General features: G+C 67.6%; 19 protein-coding genes and 1 tRNA gene. 12 read left to right on the top strand and 8 right to left on the bottom strand.

Annotation, left to right across the window (positions count from 1 at the left end):
• Window positions 1-69 precede the first annotated feature (69 nt).
• On the top strand, window positions 70-369 hold the full coding sequence (locus HWV07_RS00870) for a hypothetical protein (RefSeq protein ID WP_178332482.1): 300 nt from the start codon (window positions 70-72) through the stop codon (window positions 367-369).
• A gap of 1 nt (window position 370) precedes the next feature.
• Window positions 371-553 carry a hypothetical protein gene (locus HWV07_RS00875; RefSeq protein WP_178332483.1) on the top strand — a complete coding sequence of 61 codons (183 nt, stop codon included), beginning with the start codon at window positions 371-373 and terminating at the stop codon, window positions 551-553.
• 12 nt (window positions 554-565) lie between these two features.
• Here the strand turns inward: HWV07_RS00875 and HWV07_RS00880 are convergent, their stop codons facing one another.
• From HWV07_RS00880 to HWV07_RS00890, 3 genes are all read right to left on the bottom strand, one after another.
• Window positions 566-1,849 carry an MFS transporter gene (locus HWV07_RS00880; protein WP_246279804.1) on the bottom strand — a complete coding sequence of 428 codons (1,284 nt, stop codon included), beginning with the start codon at window positions 1,847-1,849 and terminating at the stop codon, window positions 566-568.
• An 86-nt stretch (window positions 1,850-1,935) separates the two neighbouring features.
• Window positions 1,936-2,169, bottom strand: a complete 234-nt coding sequence (locus HWV07_RS00885) for a hypothetical protein (RefSeq protein ID WP_178332484.1) — start codon at window positions 2,167-2,169, stop codon at window positions 1,936-1,938.
• 80 nt (window positions 2,170-2,249) lie between these two features.
• Window positions 2,250-2,849 (bottom strand): hypothetical protein, encoded by a 600-nt coding sequence (locus HWV07_RS00890; protein ID WP_178332485.1) that lies wholly within the window; start codon window positions 2,847-2,849, stop codon window positions 2,250-2,252.
• A gap of 119 nt (window positions 2,850-2,968) precedes the next feature.
• On the opposite strand from HWV07_RS00890, the gene HWV07_RS00895 reads away from it, so the two are divergent.
• The 5 genes from HWV07_RS00895 to HWV07_RS00915 all read left to right on the top strand — a co-directional run bounded on the left by HWV07_RS00895 (window position 2,969) and on the right by HWV07_RS00915 (window position 7,712).
• Window positions 2,969-3,379, top strand: coding sequence for a hypothetical protein (locus tag HWV07_RS00895; protein WP_178332486.1), 411 nt, complete (start codon window positions 2,969-2,971; stop codon window positions 3,377-3,379).
• A gap of 79 nt (window positions 3,380-3,458) precedes the next feature.
• Window positions 3,459-3,638: a DUF7556 family protein gene (locus HWV07_RS00900; RefSeq protein ID WP_178332487.1), complete on the top strand. Its 180-nt coding sequence runs from the start codon at window positions 3,459-3,461 to the stop codon at window positions 3,636-3,638.
• Window positions 3,639-3,721: 83 nt separating this feature from the next.
• The gene (locus tag HWV07_RS00905) at window positions 3,722-4,807 is read left to right on the top strand and encodes an ATP-binding protein (protein WP_178332488.1); all 1,086 of its coding nucleotides are present in this window, start codon (window positions 3,722-3,724) and stop codon (window positions 4,805-4,807) included.
• Window positions 4,808-5,407: 600 nt separating this feature from the next.
• Entirely contained in the window at window positions 5,408-6,997 is a 1,590-nt protein-coding gene (locus tag HWV07_RS00910) for a methyl-accepting chemotaxis protein (RefSeq protein ID WP_178332489.1), read from the top strand.
• Entirely contained in the window at window positions 6,990-7,712 is a 723-nt protein-coding gene (locus HWV07_RS00915; protein WP_178332490.1) for a bacteriorhodopsin, read from the top strand. The genes HWV07_RS00910 and HWV07_RS00915 overlap by 8 nt, the downstream gene beginning before the upstream one ends.
• Before the next feature lie 62 nt (window positions 7,713-7,774).
• Here the strand turns inward: HWV07_RS00915 and HWV07_RS00920 are convergent, their stop codons facing one another.
• Window positions 7,775-8,278 carry a hypothetical protein gene (locus HWV07_RS00920; protein ID WP_178332491.1) on the bottom strand — a complete coding sequence of 168 codons (504 nt, stop codon included), beginning with the start codon at window positions 8,276-8,278 and terminating at the stop codon, window positions 7,775-7,777.
• A gap of 465 nt (window positions 8,279-8,743) precedes the next feature.
• Here HWV07_RS00920 and HWV07_RS00925 point away from each other — a divergent pair, with 465 nt between their 5' ends.
• Both HWV07_RS00925 and HWV07_RS00930 read left to right on the top strand, forming a co-directional pair.
• Window positions 8,744-8,902, top strand: coding sequence for a hypothetical protein (locus tag HWV07_RS00925; protein WP_178332492.1), 159 nt, complete (start codon window positions 8,744-8,746; stop codon window positions 8,900-8,902).
• Window positions 8,903-9,252: 350 nt separating this feature from the next.
• A complete protein-coding gene (locus HWV07_RS00930; RefSeq protein ID WP_178332493.1) occupies window positions 9,253-9,456 on the top strand; it encodes a hypothetical protein in 204 nt (67 codons plus the stop codon).
• 224 nt (window positions 9,457-9,680) lie between these two features.
• On the opposite strand, the gene HWV07_RS00935 is transcribed toward HWV07_RS00930, so the two are convergent.
• The 4 genes from HWV07_RS00935 to HWV07_RS00950 form a co-directional block, all read right to left on the bottom strand.
• Window positions 9,681-9,861 (bottom strand) — tRNA-Trp (locus HWV07_RS00935).
• Between the two features lie 218 nt (window positions 9,862-10,079).
• Window positions 10,080-10,304, bottom strand: a complete 225-nt coding sequence (locus HWV07_RS00940) for a DUF5795 family protein (protein ID WP_178332494.1) — start codon at window positions 10,302-10,304, stop codon at window positions 10,080-10,082.
• A 41-nt stretch (window positions 10,305-10,345) separates the two neighbouring features.
• Window positions 10,346-11,248 (bottom strand): DUF5794 domain-containing protein, encoded by a 903-nt coding sequence (locus tag HWV07_RS00945; RefSeq protein ID WP_178332495.1) that lies wholly within the window; start codon window positions 11,246-11,248, stop codon window positions 10,346-10,348.
• A gap of 3 nt (window positions 11,249-11,251) precedes the next feature.
• On the bottom strand, window positions 11,252-11,440 hold the full coding sequence (locus HWV07_RS00950; RefSeq protein WP_178332496.1) for a DUF8099 family protein: 189 nt from the start codon (window positions 11,438-11,440) through the stop codon (window positions 11,252-11,254).
• 259 nt (window positions 11,441-11,699) lie between these two features.
• Here HWV07_RS00950 and guaB point away from each other — a divergent pair, with 259 nt between their 5' ends.
• The 3 genes from guaB (at window position 11,700) to HWV07_RS00965 (ending at window position 14,789) form a co-directional block, all read left to right on the top strand.
• On the top strand, window positions 11,700-13,178 hold the full coding sequence (gene guaB / locus HWV07_RS00955) for an IMP dehydrogenase (protein WP_178332497.1): 1,479 nt from the start codon (window positions 11,700-11,702) through the stop codon (window positions 13,176-13,178).
• A gap of 519 nt (window positions 13,179-13,697) precedes the next feature.
• Complete coding sequence (locus HWV07_RS00960; RefSeq protein WP_178332498.1) at window positions 13,698-14,129, top strand: MaoC/PaaZ C-terminal domain-containing protein; 432 nt, start codon at window positions 13,698-13,700, stop codon at window positions 14,127-14,129.
• A 72-nt stretch (window positions 14,130-14,201) separates the two neighbouring features.
• A complete protein-coding gene (locus HWV07_RS00965) occupies window positions 14,202-14,789 on the top strand; it encodes a metal-dependent hydrolase (protein WP_211694198.1) in 588 nt (195 codons plus the stop codon).
• Window positions 14,790-15,043 lie beyond the last annotated feature (254 nt).

A 15,043-nucleotide genomic window follows, 5' to 3' on the forward strand; every position in this document is an offset into this window, starting at 1 on the left:
TGCTGCCGGTCGTTAACGGGTCGCAGGCCGAAGGGAAAACGTTGTTATCGCGGCCCCGGACCTCCCGGTATGTTCCCGCTCCACTCCGGACACGGAGAGGCCGAGTCGCTCGTGATCCTCGCGCTCGCGCTGGTGGTCGTCGGCGCGGCCTTCGCGCTCACCCGCGAGGGCTGGTCCCGCGTCGGGGCGCTCGCCGGCGTCGCGGTCGGCGCCGGCGCGAGCCGGCTCGCCCTCTCCGTCGTCGGCGTCCACGGCGACGCGACCCACCTCCTCGGCCACGGGCTCGAACTGAGCGCGCTGGTCGTCGTCGCGCTGGCGGGGTACTACGCGCTGTTCGACGCCCGGTCCGCGACCACGACCGACCTCTGAGATGGTCATGGAGACGCCCCGCGAGCGGATGATCGGCCTGCTCGTCGCTGCCATCGTACTCCTCCTCGGCCGGGCTGTAGCGTACCAGTTCGGCGCACCGGGCGTCGTCGAGCGAGGTCTCTACCTCACGGCGCTGGGGTGTCTGCTCGCCTGCATCATCATCATCGTCGACGAACGCCGGTAGAGCTACGGGCCCTCAATCGACCGACTCGGTCGCGCTCCTGGCTCCGGTCTTCTCCTCGCCGACCCGCGGGACGAACTGTCCGGTGACGCGGTGGACACCGACGAGGAGGATTCCCCCCGCGACGAGCGGCAGGACGGCGCAGGCGACGTAGACCGGCCAGAACCCGACGGCGTCGACGAGCGGCAGCGAGACCATCGGGCCGAGCCCGCCGCCGACGTCGCCGAAGACGTTGTTCGTCCCGACGGCGCGGCCCATGCTGTCGTCGGGCGTCAGGTCGGCCAGCAGCGCCATCAGGGGACCGCTCGTCCCACCCTGACCGGCGCCGATCAGCAGGCAGGCGGCGGTCAGCGTCGGGACGGTGTCGGCGAAGGCGAACAGCACCAGCCCGACGAAGGTGACGACGAGGAATCCGAGGAGGGCGGGCACCCGGGAGCCGCGGCGGTCGCTGACGTAGCCGCTGAGGAACATGAAGACGGCGGCCGAGAGGACGGTCACCGCCATGAACGCCCCGGAGGTGCCCTGGGCGTCGAGGCCGAACACCCCGATATCGTTGGCCTCGAGGAACAGCACGAGCGTCGCGAACAGGACGCCGATGTAGGCGAAGAGGACGGTGAAGTTGACGAGGCCGACGGTCACGGCTGGGACGGACGTGTCGACGTCCCAGGGCTTGACCGACCGGCGGGGCTCGCCCTCGACGTGGGTCTCGGGGACGGCGAGGTACGCCAGCAGGCTGGCGAACAGCGCGAACGCGGTCGCGACGACGAAGGCGGCGACGGTGCCGTAGAACTCGCTGACGACGCCGCCGACGACGAGGCCGGTCGGGAAGCCGAAGATGACGCCGCCGCGGATGAGCCCCATGTTCGTCCCGCGGCTGGTATCGTCGCTGAGGTCGGCGGCGATGGTGTAGGCCGTCGCGAAGACGAGCGCGCTGCCGACGCCCCAGGCGACCCGGGCGAGGAGGAACCACGCAGAGGGCCACGACGACGCGACCGCGACGACGTAGCCGGCGGTGGCGACCCCCTGGACGGCGAGGCCGACGACGAACGGCGTCCGGGTGCCGACGCGGTCGACGACGATGCCCGACGGCGCGTTCGCGAACAGCCGGGTGAACCGGTTGGCGCTGAGGATGAGCCCGACCATGAACGGCGAGATGCCGAGGACGGCCCCGAGGTTCGGGAGGATGGGGAAGACGACGCCGCCGCCGAACCCGACGAAGAAGGTGCTGGCGATGACCGTCGCGATGGTCGCGTGGTCGGCGTCCAGCCTGTCGAAGGGGTTCGAGAGGAGCGTCCGCACGTGTTGACTGACCGGTCAGTCAGTAAAGACGGTTTCGGAGTCGGTCGGAACGTAGCACTCCGACGAGAGGCCGTCACCGATCGCGGTCAATCGTCCGAGGGGGCCACCGACGACGTCGTCTCCCCGCAGTTCGAACAGGTGTGCGGGGCGTCGTTGAGGTAGACCTCGCCGCAGCCAGGGCACTCGTAGACGTGCTTACCGGTCTCCGGCGGGCCGCCGTCGGTCGCAGCTTCCGGCCGTTCCTCGGTCGCGTCCGCTCCGGCTTCGTCGTCGCCACCGCCCGTGAAGAGCTCTCGTAGCAGGCGAAGTGGGTCGACCATCTACAACGGCCTAGTCGTTTCAAATAGTTAAGATTTTCTGGCGTGTGCGTCCCGAGACGTCCCCGGCGGGAATATCCGTGTCACCGTCCGAGACGGTCGCGCGCGGTGTCGACGGCGTCGGCGACCCGTACGCGGTCCTCGATACCGCTCCGGTCGGCCCACTCTCTGACCGGGTACCCCCTGATCTCGACGCCGTAGTAGGCCCACGCCTCGTCGGCGGGGACGCCCTCGCGCTGGAGATGCTGCAGTATCGCTTCCGCCAGCCGCTGGCCGGCGTCCCCGTCGGGTGGCTTCCGCGCGAGGACGGGGTCGACGCCGTCGAACTCCCGGTCGAGCAGCCGTCTCGCGGCCTGGTGGTGGGAGACGCGGAGGACGGTACGGTCGACCTGGTCGTACCGTTCGACGGCGTCGAGGAGCCGGTCCCACTCGCCGCGGGAGCGGTCCTGCAGGACGACCACCGCGCCGGTGTCGCGGACCACCTCGAGGTCACCGCGGCGGACGTCCGCCAGGAGGTCGTCCCACCGTGACTCGATCGCGTCCTGGACCCTGGCCAGGAGCCCGCGGGCCTCGGGGACGTCCAGGGCGTCGGGATGCTCCGGGTCGTCGTAGTGGTCGATGACGGCCGCTATCTCCTCGTCTTCGACGTGTCGCGTCCGTTCTGCATCGGTCGTGTCGGTCATGTCAGGCGAGGTCTGGGCCGACCCGTCGTTTCGACGTGAGTGTCACAACCCCCTTAGTTGTCTGCATCGCCGGACCGGACGTGGCCGACGACTGCTCGACGGGACCCGGCGACAGGACCATGGACCGACTGCATCAGGAGCGACTCGACGGAGAGGAGGGAAGCCAGCCGAGCGATAGACCGGAGCCCAGCCCAGAGGACGACGGCCTCGACGGCGTCTCGGAGGCGGAGACCATAGGCGACGTCGTCGACGTGGCCGCGTTCGGCCGACGGCTCCCCGGCGGCTGGGGGGTCGGCGTGGAGGTACTCCCGTTCGACGACGAACCGCTGGCTGAGGTGCTGGTCGTCCGGCGGAGTTCCGAGGACTCGCGGCTCGTCCTGAAGCCGGTCGAGATGGCCGACCCCTGGGGGAAGGTCGAGTGCTTCGAGCGACGCCGGTTCGAAGGGACCCGCGAGCGCATCCTGGCGACGGACTCCCTCGAGGCGGCGCTCAGGGCGGCCACGAACTGGGCCCACCAGCGGAGCGGGTGACCTCCCGGTACCATGACCGCCGAATCAGTCGCTGAGTCCGACGGAACAGGGGTATAGATGGGTGTGCTACGGACGCGCAATGCAGGGGAAGCGTCCGGACCTCCCGGAACCCGAGAGCATCGAAGACGGCGAAGAGATCATCTGCGCGTACGACGACGTCGACGAGACCCCGTCGTTCCTCGTGGCGGACATCACCCGCGACGACGCGTGGCTCTCCATCGCGGTGGAGGAGGCGAGGGAGCTCGACGCCTGGCGGTGACGGACCCGGGTACCGATCCCGGGGGGTACGGGCGCGCACAGTTCGAAAACCATAGTTATACCGTCCGAGACTCCGACTGAGGGATGATGCGCGACGCGCCGGGGCGGAAGTACTGGGGGCTCATCCTGATCACCATCGGCGTGGCCTTCGCCGCCGCGGGGCTGACCTTCTGGTTCGCCTGGGGGTTCCCGGAGACGTCCGCGGCCAACCAGGTCGTCCTCGGCATCGTCGTCCACGTCCTGTTCGGCTACATCGTCGTGATGTCCGGGATCACCATCTACCGCAGCGACCTGGCCTACGAGGAGGCGCTGATCGCCGCGAAGTGGTGTCTCGGCGGCCTGCTGTTGATGACCGGGCTCGTCGTCTGGTCCGAGGTGCCGACCCTCGAGGACGGCCCGACCCTGACGTTCCTCTACCAGCTGGTGGTCGTCGGCTCCGTCGGCGCCGCCGCGGGGGTCCTCATCGGTCTGAACCGCGGTCAGGCGGTCCAGAACGCACGGCTCGTGACGGAACACGGCGACCAGCAGGAGACGCTCGTCTTCCTGCTGCAGCTGCTCCGCCACGACACCCAGAACGACCTCACCACCATCTCGGGGTACGTCGACCTCCTGGAGGACCACGTCGAGAGCGAGACGGGGAAGGAACACCTCGCCCGGATCGAGCGCCGGACGGAGTCGATGCGCGACCTCTTCCGGACCGCGGGGACGATCCTCGAGTCAGAGACCGGCCGCCGATCGACCGAAGTGGTCGACCTCACGCGGGTGCTGCGCGACCAGATCGACCACGTCGGAGCCATCGAGGGGGTCACCGTCGAGACCGACCTCGAGGCGGACCTGGAGGTAGCGGTCGACCCGCTGGTCGACGAACTGTTCCGGAACGTCTTCGACAACGCGATCGCCCACAACCCGATCGAGGGCCTGACCATCTCGGTGTCGTCCCGCGCCGAAGGCGACGAGGCGGTCGTCGAGGTGGCCGACGACGGCGAGGGGATCCCGGCGGACATCCGCGAGGACGTCTTCGACCCGGACGTGCGACGCCCGGACAGCGAGGGTGACGGACTGGGGCTCTACCTGGTCCGAAAGCTCGTCGATTCCTACGGCGGCACGATATCGGTCTCGGAGACCGACCCGTCGGGGACGCGGTTCACGGTACGGCTGCCTCGGGTCTGAACGGGGTCGGGAAAACGGGGGTGGGGATGGGGGAAAGGGGGGTGGGGATGGGGTGGGGAGTCGTCGCCGCCGCGCTGCCGACGGCCCGGGGGACCATGTCTGAGGGTCCGTCCGTCGACCAGCGCAATCGATGGTTCGTCGCCGAGGAGGGAGTACTTAGTGGTTAATATATTTGGTACTCAAGACGTAACCAGCCGATTATGGCGTCGAGAGGTCGTCTATAGAGGGATCTCTTCGTCCATCTATTGCCCCCGTCAGTTCCTTCGTAGTTCGTATGGGCTCTCACAGAGAACTCGAACATCGGAGGAGGAACAGACGACCGACGTTCTTGAGAGGACCGTTCATCACCGGCGACAGGCCCACGGTGCGCCGGTCGCGACTACGAACCGGGCGTCCACCTCTCTGGCGCACCGTCGGTCGACGCCCTATCCCCCATCCCCACAGGGGCTTCCCCCTCCCTCTCTCCCTCTCCTGAAGTGCAACTCTCAGCGCTGGGCCGACGTGCCGCCGCTCCCTCCGGGCCCTCGCCGTCCCGCGAACCTCACTAGTGGAAACCGTCTGAACCACTAATGTACCGTCCCTGAAAGGCTCGGACAAGAGATGCACCTCAGAGATGCAGTGGCAGCACGGTACAGTCGCCGACTCGGCGTCGCGATCGGACTCACGCTCCTCGGGACCCTCGCCTTCACGGGGCTCTTCGCGGTCTACGTCGCCCAGAACCCCGCCGAGGCCGCCGTCCCCGGGTTCGTGGCCGCGTCGATCGTCTTCGTCCTCAACCTCGGGTTGCTCGGACTCGTCCTCGCCGGGAACGTGACCGCGGAACTCAGCAGGCTCGCCGACACCGCCGAAGCGATCGGCGACGGCGACCTCGAGGCCTCGCCCTCCTCCGACCGCTCGGACGAGATCGGACTGCTCTTCGAGTCCTTCGACGAGATGCGCGTCTCGCTGAAGGACGCCATCGAGGAGTCCGAGGCCGCCGAGGCCGAGGCCGAGGCCGCGAGGGTGGAGGCGGAGGAGCTCAACGACGCGCTGCTGGAGCACGCCGAGTCCGTCGGCACCGCGATGGAGCGGGCCGCCGCCGGGGACTTCACCCACGACCTCGACGACGACACCGGCGTCGACGCCATCGACCGCATCGCGACCGCCTACAACCGGATGGTGGCGGACCTCTCGGGGACCGTCGACGAACTCGCCGGGTTCGCCGCCGAGGTCGAGGCCACGAGCGACACCGTCGCCGAGCAGGCCGCCGAGGTGGCCGAGATGAACGGCGCCGTGGCGACGGATATCCGGGAGCTGGCGACCGACGTCGGCGACCAGGCCGACCAGCTCCGCGCGGCCGTCGACGAGACCAACGACCTCTCGGCGATGATCGAGGAGGTCGCCTCGACGACCGACGAGGTCGCGACGCAGGCCACCGAGGCCGCCGATATCGGCGAGGCGGGCGAGCAGCGCGCCCAGGACGCCATCGACGCGATCACCGACATCGGCCGGTCCGTCGAGGAGCTCGGCGACCTCGTCGAGCAGCTCGAGGCCCAGATGGGCGACGTCTCCGAGACGACCGGGCTCATCGACGACATCGCCGAGCAGACGAACATCCTGGCGCTGAACGCCAACATCGAGGCCGCCCGCGCCAGCACCGGCGGCGGTGGCGGCGACGCCGGCGACGGATTTGCCGTGGTCGCCGACGAGGTCAAGAACCTCGCCGAGGAGACCCAGGACGCCGTCGGCGAGATCGACGATATCGTCGCCGACGCCCAGGGTGACGTCGCCGCCGTCTCCGAGGAGATGGACTCGACGATGGACCAGCTCGACACGAGCGTCGACACCGTCACCGAGTCCGGCGAGACCCTCAAGGAGCTGACGGGCACCGTCGAGGACATCGACGTCGCGATGGAGGACATCGCCCAGGCCACCGACGAGGGGGCCGCCGGCACCGAGGAGGTCGCGGCGACGGTCGACACCGCGCGTGACACCGCCGTCGACATCGCCGACGAATCCCGAGACGTCGCCGAGACGGCCGACCGGACCGCCACCACGATGGACGAGGTCCGCACCGCGGCCGGCGGGCTGGCGGACCGCACCGCCGACCTCCGCGAGAAGCTCGACGACTTCGAGACGCAGGGTGGCACCGGCGCCACGGCGACGGCACCGGACCCCGCGCCGACCGTCGAGGGGGCGAGCGATGATTGACGAACACGGCATCTACGCCATCTCGGCCCTGATCTACGCCATCGCTGCGGTGACGTACTTCGGACTGACCCGTCGGCAGCCCCGGCACCTGCGGCCGTACTGCTACCTGCTCGTCGGCGTGGTCGGGGCCGCCGCGCTGCTGTCGGCCGTCTTCGCGGTAGGGATCGGTACCATCGCCGTCGGCGGCGGCGAGGTCATCGTCCCGCAGATGATCGACGGCCTGATCGCCTATCCGCTGCTGTTCGGCTTCGCGGCGTTCACCGCGGGGAGTTCCCGCCGCGTCGTTGCCCTGGTCGCCGGTGTCTCGATCGCCCAGCGCCTCGCCTACGAGGTCGGCGCGCTCACCGACGGACCGCTCGGCCTCGCGATGCTGCTCGTCGTGGTCGGCGGGTTCTTCGGCCACGTCTACCTGCTGTTCGGCCCCGTCTGGCGGACGGCCAGCCGGCAGTCGCCCCGCCGGCGGCTCCTCTTCTGGAAGTTCCGGAACCTGCTGCTGTTCCTCATCGGGATGCTCATCCTCGCGGCCCTGCTGTCCCTCACGCCGCTTTTGGACCCGTTCACCGGCAGCGTCGTGGTCCAGTACGTCGACGTGCTGCTCCGCGTCGGCTTCGCCGGCTTCCTCATCGGGAACATCTCGGCGCTCGATTCGGCGGCCGGAGACGAGCCTGAGCGCTCCGAGTGGGTGACTCCCGCGGACGTCGCTACCGCGGATTGAATCCGGCGAGAAGCAGTTTCTGAATCACGACGGAGAGTGCCCCGGCAGTTGCCGCCGGAGTCCTACTGGAGGGTGTTCCGCTCGTTCTTCCGCGACCGGTCGTCGCTGTCGTCGGGCGATCGCTCCGCGGCCGGCCCCTTCGACTTCGTGCTCTCACCCGACACCGTCACGTCCCGCGAGGCGGGCTCGTCGGCCGCTGTAGCATCGTCTGCCGTTGGGGCTGGTTCCGCCGACGGGTCCCGGACGCCGACCTCCCGGACGCTGTCGATGTACAGCCCCGTCTGCCCGCCGTTGTGCTTGTACTTGACGTAGACGAGCGCCTCGTCCTCGTCGTCGAGCGGCAGCAGGAACGTCTCCTCGTCGGTGAACCCCAGCCAGAAGACGATCTCTGCGGCCCCCGGCGACCGCTCGGCGACGTGGACCTCGAGGACCTCGTCGCCCGTTCCGCGCTCCCGCGTCGCGCTCACGGTACCCTTCAGCCGTCGCGACGTCTGTCCGACGGAGACGAACAGGTTCACCTGCGCTCCGACGGCGACCTCGCGTAACTCGTTCGGCGCGTGAATCATTCTCGAGAACTCCCCATGTGGCCTCTACCGTCGTCAGGAGGGGGCTTCCCTTCATGTATCAGCCCACTTCGAGAACTGAGGCGTTCGATAGGACTTCGGGAGGGGATAGCTTATCGCTGAACCCATCCACGAACTCGCCGTACCGCCGGACTACCCCTTCCTGAGGCCGTATCTTGGATTTCACGTCTCCCAGATCGGGAGGCGGGAATCACCCTCGATATCCGATTCCGAACCCGGAGCCTTGGTCGGAAGCAACGGTGTTGGGACACGAGGTCGATGACTCCCCAGAAGATCATGCTGTTCGCCTACGTCGTGGTCGTCGTCTGTGCCGTCCTGGGGATACTGCTGTCCTTGTTGATCTGATTGGCGATGGAATCTCCGTCACCGAACCGAAGCTGTTCCAGCAGGTGACCGCACGTCACCGTTCGGCCGGGCCTTTTGCTACTGGAGGACGAACGGACGATTATGGCCACGAAACCGCCGGTGGAGTGTCCGCTGTGCCGGGTCGAACTGGAAGCGTCGCGGGACTTCGAGGACCACCTCGTCGAGGACCATCGACAACGGGAACTGGCGGAGGCGATCGTCTCCCAGTGGGAAGATACGGAGCTCGGTATGGAATCGTAGTAACTCACAGGCCCTCCTGCCGGTCGAGGCTTCGACATCGGAAATATCGGGTCACTGAAATGACGGCCTCTTGCCGCTAGATCCCCGGAACTGTAACCCGGGGATGACTGTCCCGTCGGGCTGGGCTGGACTCTTCCCTTATAATTGCCCGGCGATACGCGGCGACATTATCTTCATTATAGTCGTTCAGGTCTCGAACGGGGCCGGGGAAGCTGGACCGATTCCGATCTCTCCCTGCAGTCCCGGTTCACAGTTGTCCACGCTGACGAATCGGCCTCCACGCGCCCTCCGGTGGCGACTCGGTATTTTTCGAACGAACACTTTTGAAAGGTCCCGGGGTATAACGCCTGATGCCCTCTACCGACCCCGACAGAGCGGACGAATCGAGGATATTCTCGCTCGTCTTCAGCGCAGTCATCACAGTCACTCTCGCTCTTCTCGTGACTGCGAGTGAGGCGATATTCAGAGCGATACTCGTGGTCGGTCTCTTCGTCTTCTTCTACCTGCTCCACCGACTGGTTCTCGCCGTCGAACGGATGGCGTCCGAGACTTGAACGCCCGTCACGGATGCAGATGCAGCGCCTCTTCATCTCACGTCGAATTATGCCGGCGCATCGAGCAGCCGCTCTGTGGATACTGACACTGTGACAAGAGCGTCGAATTCAGAGTGAGGACGGAGCGATTCGAACCAGAGGAAGACTCGCTCCGCTCGTCTTCCAACGTTCAAACCTCCCGAGACACCGTTCGCTCCTCGCGTGATCGCTCGGAGCAAAACGAGTGGGGACGGAGGGATTTGAACCCCCGATTTACTGATATCTCCGGTGTAGCGCCTCGGTCCTCCAGAGGGTCGTCAACGCGGAGCGATGATCAGTCGTCCGCTCGGTATATCAGTCTGGAGTCTCGTCACCGGGCGCGTGGCCTCTGGAGTCAGTCGCCATGCCTGGCTTGGCCACGTCCCCTCGTCTCCGAGTATCTCCGGTTTCCCTAAAGGGGTTTCGGTTCGACCGACGCTCTATCCCGATCGACTGGGGACGGAGGGATTCGAACCAGAGGAAGACTCGCTCCGCTCGTCTTCCAGGGTTCGAATCCCCCGAGACACCGTTCGCTCCTCGCGTGACTACTCGGAGCAAAACGAGTGGGGACGGAGGGATTTGACCCTCCGGGGAAACGTTCTCTCCTAGCGGTCGGTCTCGCTCCAGGCGCACTCCTGGCATTTGTACCCGGTCACGAACTCGGTGACGCTGGGCATGTAGCCCACCGAGACGACGTCGCCGCCGCACTCCGGGCACTCGCGGTCGGCGTCCTCGATGTCCTCGGCGTCCATCACCGACTCACCCTCGACGAGCTCGGCGAGCTTCTTGGGCGTGACCATCCGCCCCTCCACGACGCGATTGTCGGCCATACGGGAGGACGGTCGCGGAGGTTCCTAAGCCTTTGCAGACGTCACAGCCACGGCGCCCGGTCGCCGTCGGAGACGCCCGGTGAGCCCGAGTCGTCCTCGGACTCGACCGGTTCGACGGCGTCCTCGGTGTCCTCGAAGGGCTCGTCGGGGGCGCCGCCGTCGGTGGCGGCCGCGGCGTCGGGGGTCGGCTCCTCCTCGCCGAACGGCGTCGCGGCGCCGTCGGGGTTGAACGCCAGCAGGGCGGTCACCGCGAGGACGGCGAGGGCCAGCGGCGCCTCCGTCGGGATGATCCCGAGGATGGTGAACGGCAGGATGCCGAGCGCGACGGCGCTCCCGAAGCGGAAGCGGTCGATGTCGACGTTCCCGCGGAGCCACGGCGCCAGCACGGCCACGGAGAGGGCGAAGCCGACGCCGACCGCCGCGGCGCCCGTGCCGTAGAGGACGTACGCCGGGTCGGCGACGAACTCGAACGCGAAGTCGCTCGGCCGGAAGCTGGCGACCAGCCCGAGGCTGATGATGAGGCTGGGCCGGGGGAGGTACTCGCCGATGGTGGCGCTTGCGGTCTTCGCCGCGATGGCGAGGATCACGAGCGCCGCGAACCGCTCGAAGATGTACATCTCCAGGACCGACTCGATGGTCGGCGCGATGGCGGCCTGCAGCGCCGCGACGGGGACGATGATCGCGCCGACGAGCAGGACGTTCTTGACCTGGTCGCTGCGGCTGCCCTCCATCTCGGCGAGGACGACCGCGAGGGTAGCGCTGCCGCCGAAGATGAGCAGGCCGACCTCAATCATGCCGAGGACGGTCGAGACGGCGCCCGCGAGGACGAGCGCGGGGAAGATTCCGTCGACGAGCGGCAGCGCCATGACGGTCGCGAGCAGTCGCGTCCCCTCGCCTACCTGCCGCTCGAGGCGTAGGGCGATCGGGTGTCGTGAGGCGCTCATCCGTCAGGCAGGGTGCCCCTCACCGTAGGACCGGCGGTGATCCTCGCGATACCCTCTCGAGCCGTCGAGAGCGAACCGGTCGAAGGAGAATTTCTCCGCTTTATTTGTCCGCATCGCGAATGTAAAGTCCGTGCCGGCGTCGCCGCTGGTCTGCTCGGCGGTGCACTGCGCGATGGGACTGGCGGAGTCCATACTCAGTGCAAGCATTGACTCAATCATAAGTGTTGTGTGAGTATCGTCCACACGTATCCGACGACCGGCCAGTAGAGCGCGGAATCTGTTGACGATATGTTGGAATATCACTACCTACCGGGACATCCGTCTAACGGTGGCGGCTGGTGTACAAGTCTGTTCACTGTGTTTGCCACGCTCGCTCGGCCCCGCCTTGGTCTCACGTACCGCTAACTACAGGTCTCGCAACGCTTTTGGGCCGTGGATTCTCACGGTTTACATGGCGACAGACGAACCCTTCTCCGAGAAACTCCGCGTGCCCGAGGCGCTGACGTTCGACGACGTGCTCCTCCGACCCAAGGAGAGCCGCGTCGAACCGGACGACGCCGACACCACGACCCGCGTCTCCACGAACGTCCGGCTCAGCGTCCCCGTCCTCTCGGCGGCGATGGACACCGTCACCGAGGCCGACCTGGCTATCGAAATGGCCCGGCAGGGCGGCCTGGGCGTCCTCCACCGCAACATGACGCCCGAGGAGATGGCAGACCAGATCGAGGCGGTCAAGCGTGCCGACGAACTCATCATCCGCGACGTCGTCACCGCCGACCCCGACCAGACCGTCCACGAGGTCGACGAGATGATGGAGCGCGCCGGCGTCTCCGGCGCCCCCGTCGTCGACGAAGACGACGTCGTCCTCGGCATCATCTCCGGGACCGACATCCGGCCGTACCTCGAGGTCGGCGACCGCGACGAGGTCCGGGAGGCGATGACCGACGAGGTCATCACCGCCAGCGAGGACGTCACCGCCCGTGACGCACTCGAGTTGATGTACGAGCACAAGATCGAGCGCGTCCCCGTCGTCGACGAGGACGACCGCCTGACCGGCCTCGTGACGATGCAGGGCATCCTCGCGCGCCGCGAGTACGACGAGGCCGCGCGGTCCGACGACGGCTCGCTCGTCGTCGGCGCCGCCGTCGGCCCCTTCGAGACCGACCGAGCCCAGATCGCCGACGAGGCCGGCGTGGACGTCCTCTTCATCGACTGCGCGCACGCGCACAACCTCAACGTCATCGACTCCGCGCGGGAGATCAAACAGGAGGTCGACGCCGACGTCGTCGTCGGCAACGTCGGCACCCGCGAGGCCGCCGAGGCCGTCGTCGACTTCGCCGACGGCATCAAGGTCGGCATCGGCCCGGGGTCCATCTGCACGACGCGGGTCGTCTCCGGCTCCGGGATGCCGCAGATCACGGCCGTCGCGGAGGTCGCCGACGTCGCGACCCGCCACGACGTCCCGGTCATCGCCGACGGCGGCATCCGCTACTCCGGCGACGCCATCAAGGCTATCGCAGCGGGCGCCGACGCCGTCATGCTCGGCTCGTACTTCGCCGGCACCGACGAGGCGCCGGGCCGCGTCATCACGATGAACGGCAAGAAGTACAAGCAGTACCGCGGCATGGGCTCGGTCGGAGCGATGAACGACGGCGGCGGCGACCGTTACCTCAAGGAGGAAGACGAGGACGAGGAGTTCGTCCCGGAGGGCGTCGAGGCCGCCACGCCGTACAAGGGGCCGCTCGCCCAGGAGCTCCACCAGCTCGTCGGCGGCATGCAGTCCGGCATGGGCTACGTCGGCGCCGAGACCATCCCCGAGTTCAAGGAACGCTCCGAGTTCGTCCGCGTCTCCTCGGCCGGCCAGACCGAGAGCCACGCCCACGACGTCGTCATCACCGACGAGGCTCCGAACTACAGCCCCGACAGCTAGACGGGGGACTCCCCTCGTCGTCGATACCGTCGCCGGAGAAGTACTCGGCGTCGCGGGTCGCACGTGGATGCGGCCCCCGACCGATACCCCTTATTCTCCCACGGTGGTCATACACCGCGGACTGCAGTACCCCAGTTGCGCCGTCTTGGCGGACGCGTGCGCGTCGAACTCGGCGCCGCACCGCCTGCAGACGTGTTTGCTCAGACTCATTGTCTCTCGGGTCGCCTCTGTCCTCGACGCGACCGTGCCGATAATTACCACGATATTACTAAAACGTTACCCCGTAATGGTCCGAAAATTAGGCCGATATCCTCCGAGACGGCGTAATTGTCTGACGCACGTCGCACCCCGAACCACTACGGTGGCCGTGACGCCCGCGCGCCAGAACGTCACTTGAACGTGGAGTCGTGTTGACCCCCGTCTGGAATACTTCACAGGCCCCATCGGGCGGGGCTCCCCGAACGAGCTCGGCCGCCGGCGCTGGAAAAACGTAATCGCACTCGGCGACGTGTGTCCCCCATGAGCAAACGCTCGTTCGACGACGTGACCGTCGGGGAGACAATCGACTGCGGGACGACTACCGTCACTCGCGAGGAGATCCGCTCCTTCGCCCGGGAGTTCGACCCGCTGGCGATGCACGTCGACCCCGAGGCCGCGCCGGACTCGCCGTTCGACGGCCTCATCGCCAGCGGCATCCACACCTTCGCGCTGACCCAGCCCCGCGTCGTCGAGCACTTCTACGGCGACTCCGACCTCGTCGCCGCGAACCACATCCAGGACGTCCGGTTGCCGGCCCCCGTCCGCCCCGGCGACACGCTCCGCGTCGAACTCGAGATCCTCGACAAGGAGGTCTCGGCGAACGGCCGCGGGCTGGTGACGACGCGGCGAACGGCCTACGTCGACGACGAGATGGTCTTCGAGATGCGGAACCGGACCGTCTGGGACCGGTAACTGGGGGTCAACGCGAGACCGCCGACGTGGCCGGTATCGGGGGTTTCAACACCGTGGTCGGCGTCCGTTCCGATGATGCTACCCTGGGGCCACTTCGCCGTCGCGTACCTCCTGTACTCCCTGTACTCGCGACGGCGGTTGAACCGACCACCACCCGCGGGGCCCACCCTGGCGGTCGGTGTGGGTGCGATCTTCGCCGACCTGGTCGACAAACCCCTCGGGTGGGGACTGGGGATCATCCCGAGCAGGTCCCTGGGCCACTCCCTGATCGTGGCCATCCCGCTGCTCGCCGTCGTCTACGCCGTCGCGCGCGTCTACGACCGCGAGGCGACGGCGACCGCGTTCTCGATCTCGCATCTGGTCCACCTCTTCACCGACCTCCAGCCGCGGCTCCTCCTCGGCTTCCCCATCCGCAACCGGTACCTGTTGTGGCCGCTCGTCACCGAGCGGCAGTTCACCTACTGGGAGCGGGTGTTCGAACCGCCCGCCATCGTCGAGCTCCTGGTGCTCCCCCTGACGTTCCGGCCGGTATTCATGCTCCTCGAGTTCGTCATCCTGGCATTCGCGATTCGGCGCTGGCGGGCCGACGGACGCCCCGGGCTCGACTACCTCCGAGCGAGACTCGGGGGCTCCCGTAGGGCCCGGGAACCGCGCTCGTGACGTCGGGTGAAGTCGTCCGATACTCGTCGACGCTGGCCCTCCTGGTCGCGATGAGCCGAGCAGACCTCGCTGACGCTCGGCACTGCTCGGCGGGTTGCTCCTCGGAAAAGCGGGCCGAGGGGGATTTGAACCGTGTGGAGACGTTCCTGCTCACTCGCTTCGCTCGCTGCGCGGGCTGCGTCTCCCCGGGTTCAGATCCTCATTCAGGCGTCTTCGTTCCTCACGGGTTCACGAGCAGGCCTCGCTGTCGCTCG

It is taken from the genome of Natronomonas salina, assembly GCF_013391105.1.
GTDB classification, from domain to species: domain Archaea; phylum Halobacteriota; class Halobacteria; order Halobacteriales; family Haloarculaceae; genus Natronomonas; species Natronomonas salina.

Excerpts from the sequence above, each read along its gene's own strand:
- HWV07_RS00945 (WP_178332495.1), bottom strand. The coding sequence starts at position 11,248 with ATGAGCGCCTCACGACACCCGATCGCCCTACGCCTCGAGCGGCAGGTA.
- HWV07_RS00910 (WP_178332489.1), top strand. The coding sequence starts at position 5,408 with ATGCACCTCAGAGATGCAGTGGCAGCACGGTACAGTCGCCGACTCGGC.
- HWV07_RS00870 (WP_178332482.1), top strand. The coding sequence starts at position 70 with ATGTTCCCGCTCCACTCCGGACACGGAGAGGCCGAGTCGCTCGTGATC.
- HWV07_RS00950 (WP_178332496.1), bottom strand. The coding sequence starts at position 11,440 with ATGGACTCCGCCAGTCCCATCGCGCAGTGCACCGCCGAGCAGACCAGC.
- HWV07_RS00905 (WP_178332488.1), top strand. The coding sequence starts at position 3,722 with ATGATGCGCGACGCGCCGGGGCGGAAGTACTGGGGGCTCATCCTGATC.
- HWV07_RS00960 (WP_178332498.1), top strand. The coding sequence starts at position 13,698 with ATGAGCAAACGCTCGTTCGACGACGTGACCGTCGGGGAGACAATCGAC.
- HWV07_RS00925 (WP_178332492.1), top strand. The coding sequence starts at position 8,744 with ATGGCCACGAAACCGCCGGTGGAGTGTCCGCTGTGCCGGGTCGAACTG.
- HWV07_RS00915 (WP_178332490.1), top strand. The coding sequence starts at position 6,990 with ATGATTGACGAACACGGCATCTACGCCATCTCGGCCCTGATCTACGCC.
- HWV07_RS00890 (WP_178332485.1), bottom strand. The coding sequence starts at position 2,849 with ATGACCGACACGACCGATGCAGAACGGACGCGACACGTCGAAGACGAG.
- HWV07_RS00900 (WP_178332487.1), top strand. The coding sequence starts at position 3,459 with ATGCAGGGGAAGCGTCCGGACCTCCCGGAACCCGAGAGCATCGAAGAC.
- guaB (WP_178332497.1), top strand. The coding sequence starts at position 11,700 with ATGGCGACAGACGAACCCTTCTCCGAGAAACTCCGCGTGCCCGAGGCG.
- HWV07_RS00940 (WP_178332494.1), bottom strand. The coding sequence starts at position 10,304 with ATGGCCGACAATCGCGTCGTGGAGGGGCGGATGGTCACGCCCAAGAAG.
- HWV07_RS00930 (WP_178332493.1), top strand. The coding sequence starts at position 9,253 with ATGCCCTCTACCGACCCCGACAGAGCGGACGAATCGAGGATATTCTCG.
- HWV07_RS00885 (WP_178332484.1), bottom strand. The coding sequence starts at position 2,169 with ATGGTCGACCCACTTCGCCTGCTACGAGAGCTCTTCACGGGCGGTGGC.
- HWV07_RS00965 (WP_211694198.1), top strand. The coding sequence starts at position 14,202 with ATGATGCTACCCTGGGGCCACTTCGCCGTCGCGTACCTCCTGTACTCC.
- HWV07_RS00920 (WP_178332491.1), bottom strand. The coding sequence starts at position 8,278 with ATGATTCACGCGCCGAACGAGTTACGCGAGGTCGCCGTCGGAGCGCAG.
- HWV07_RS00895 (WP_178332486.1), top strand. The coding sequence starts at position 2,969 with ATGGACCGACTGCATCAGGAGCGACTCGACGGAGAGGAGGGAAGCCAG.
- HWV07_RS00875 (WP_178332483.1), top strand. The coding sequence starts at position 371 with ATGGTCATGGAGACGCCCCGCGAGCGGATGATCGGCCTGCTCGTCGCT.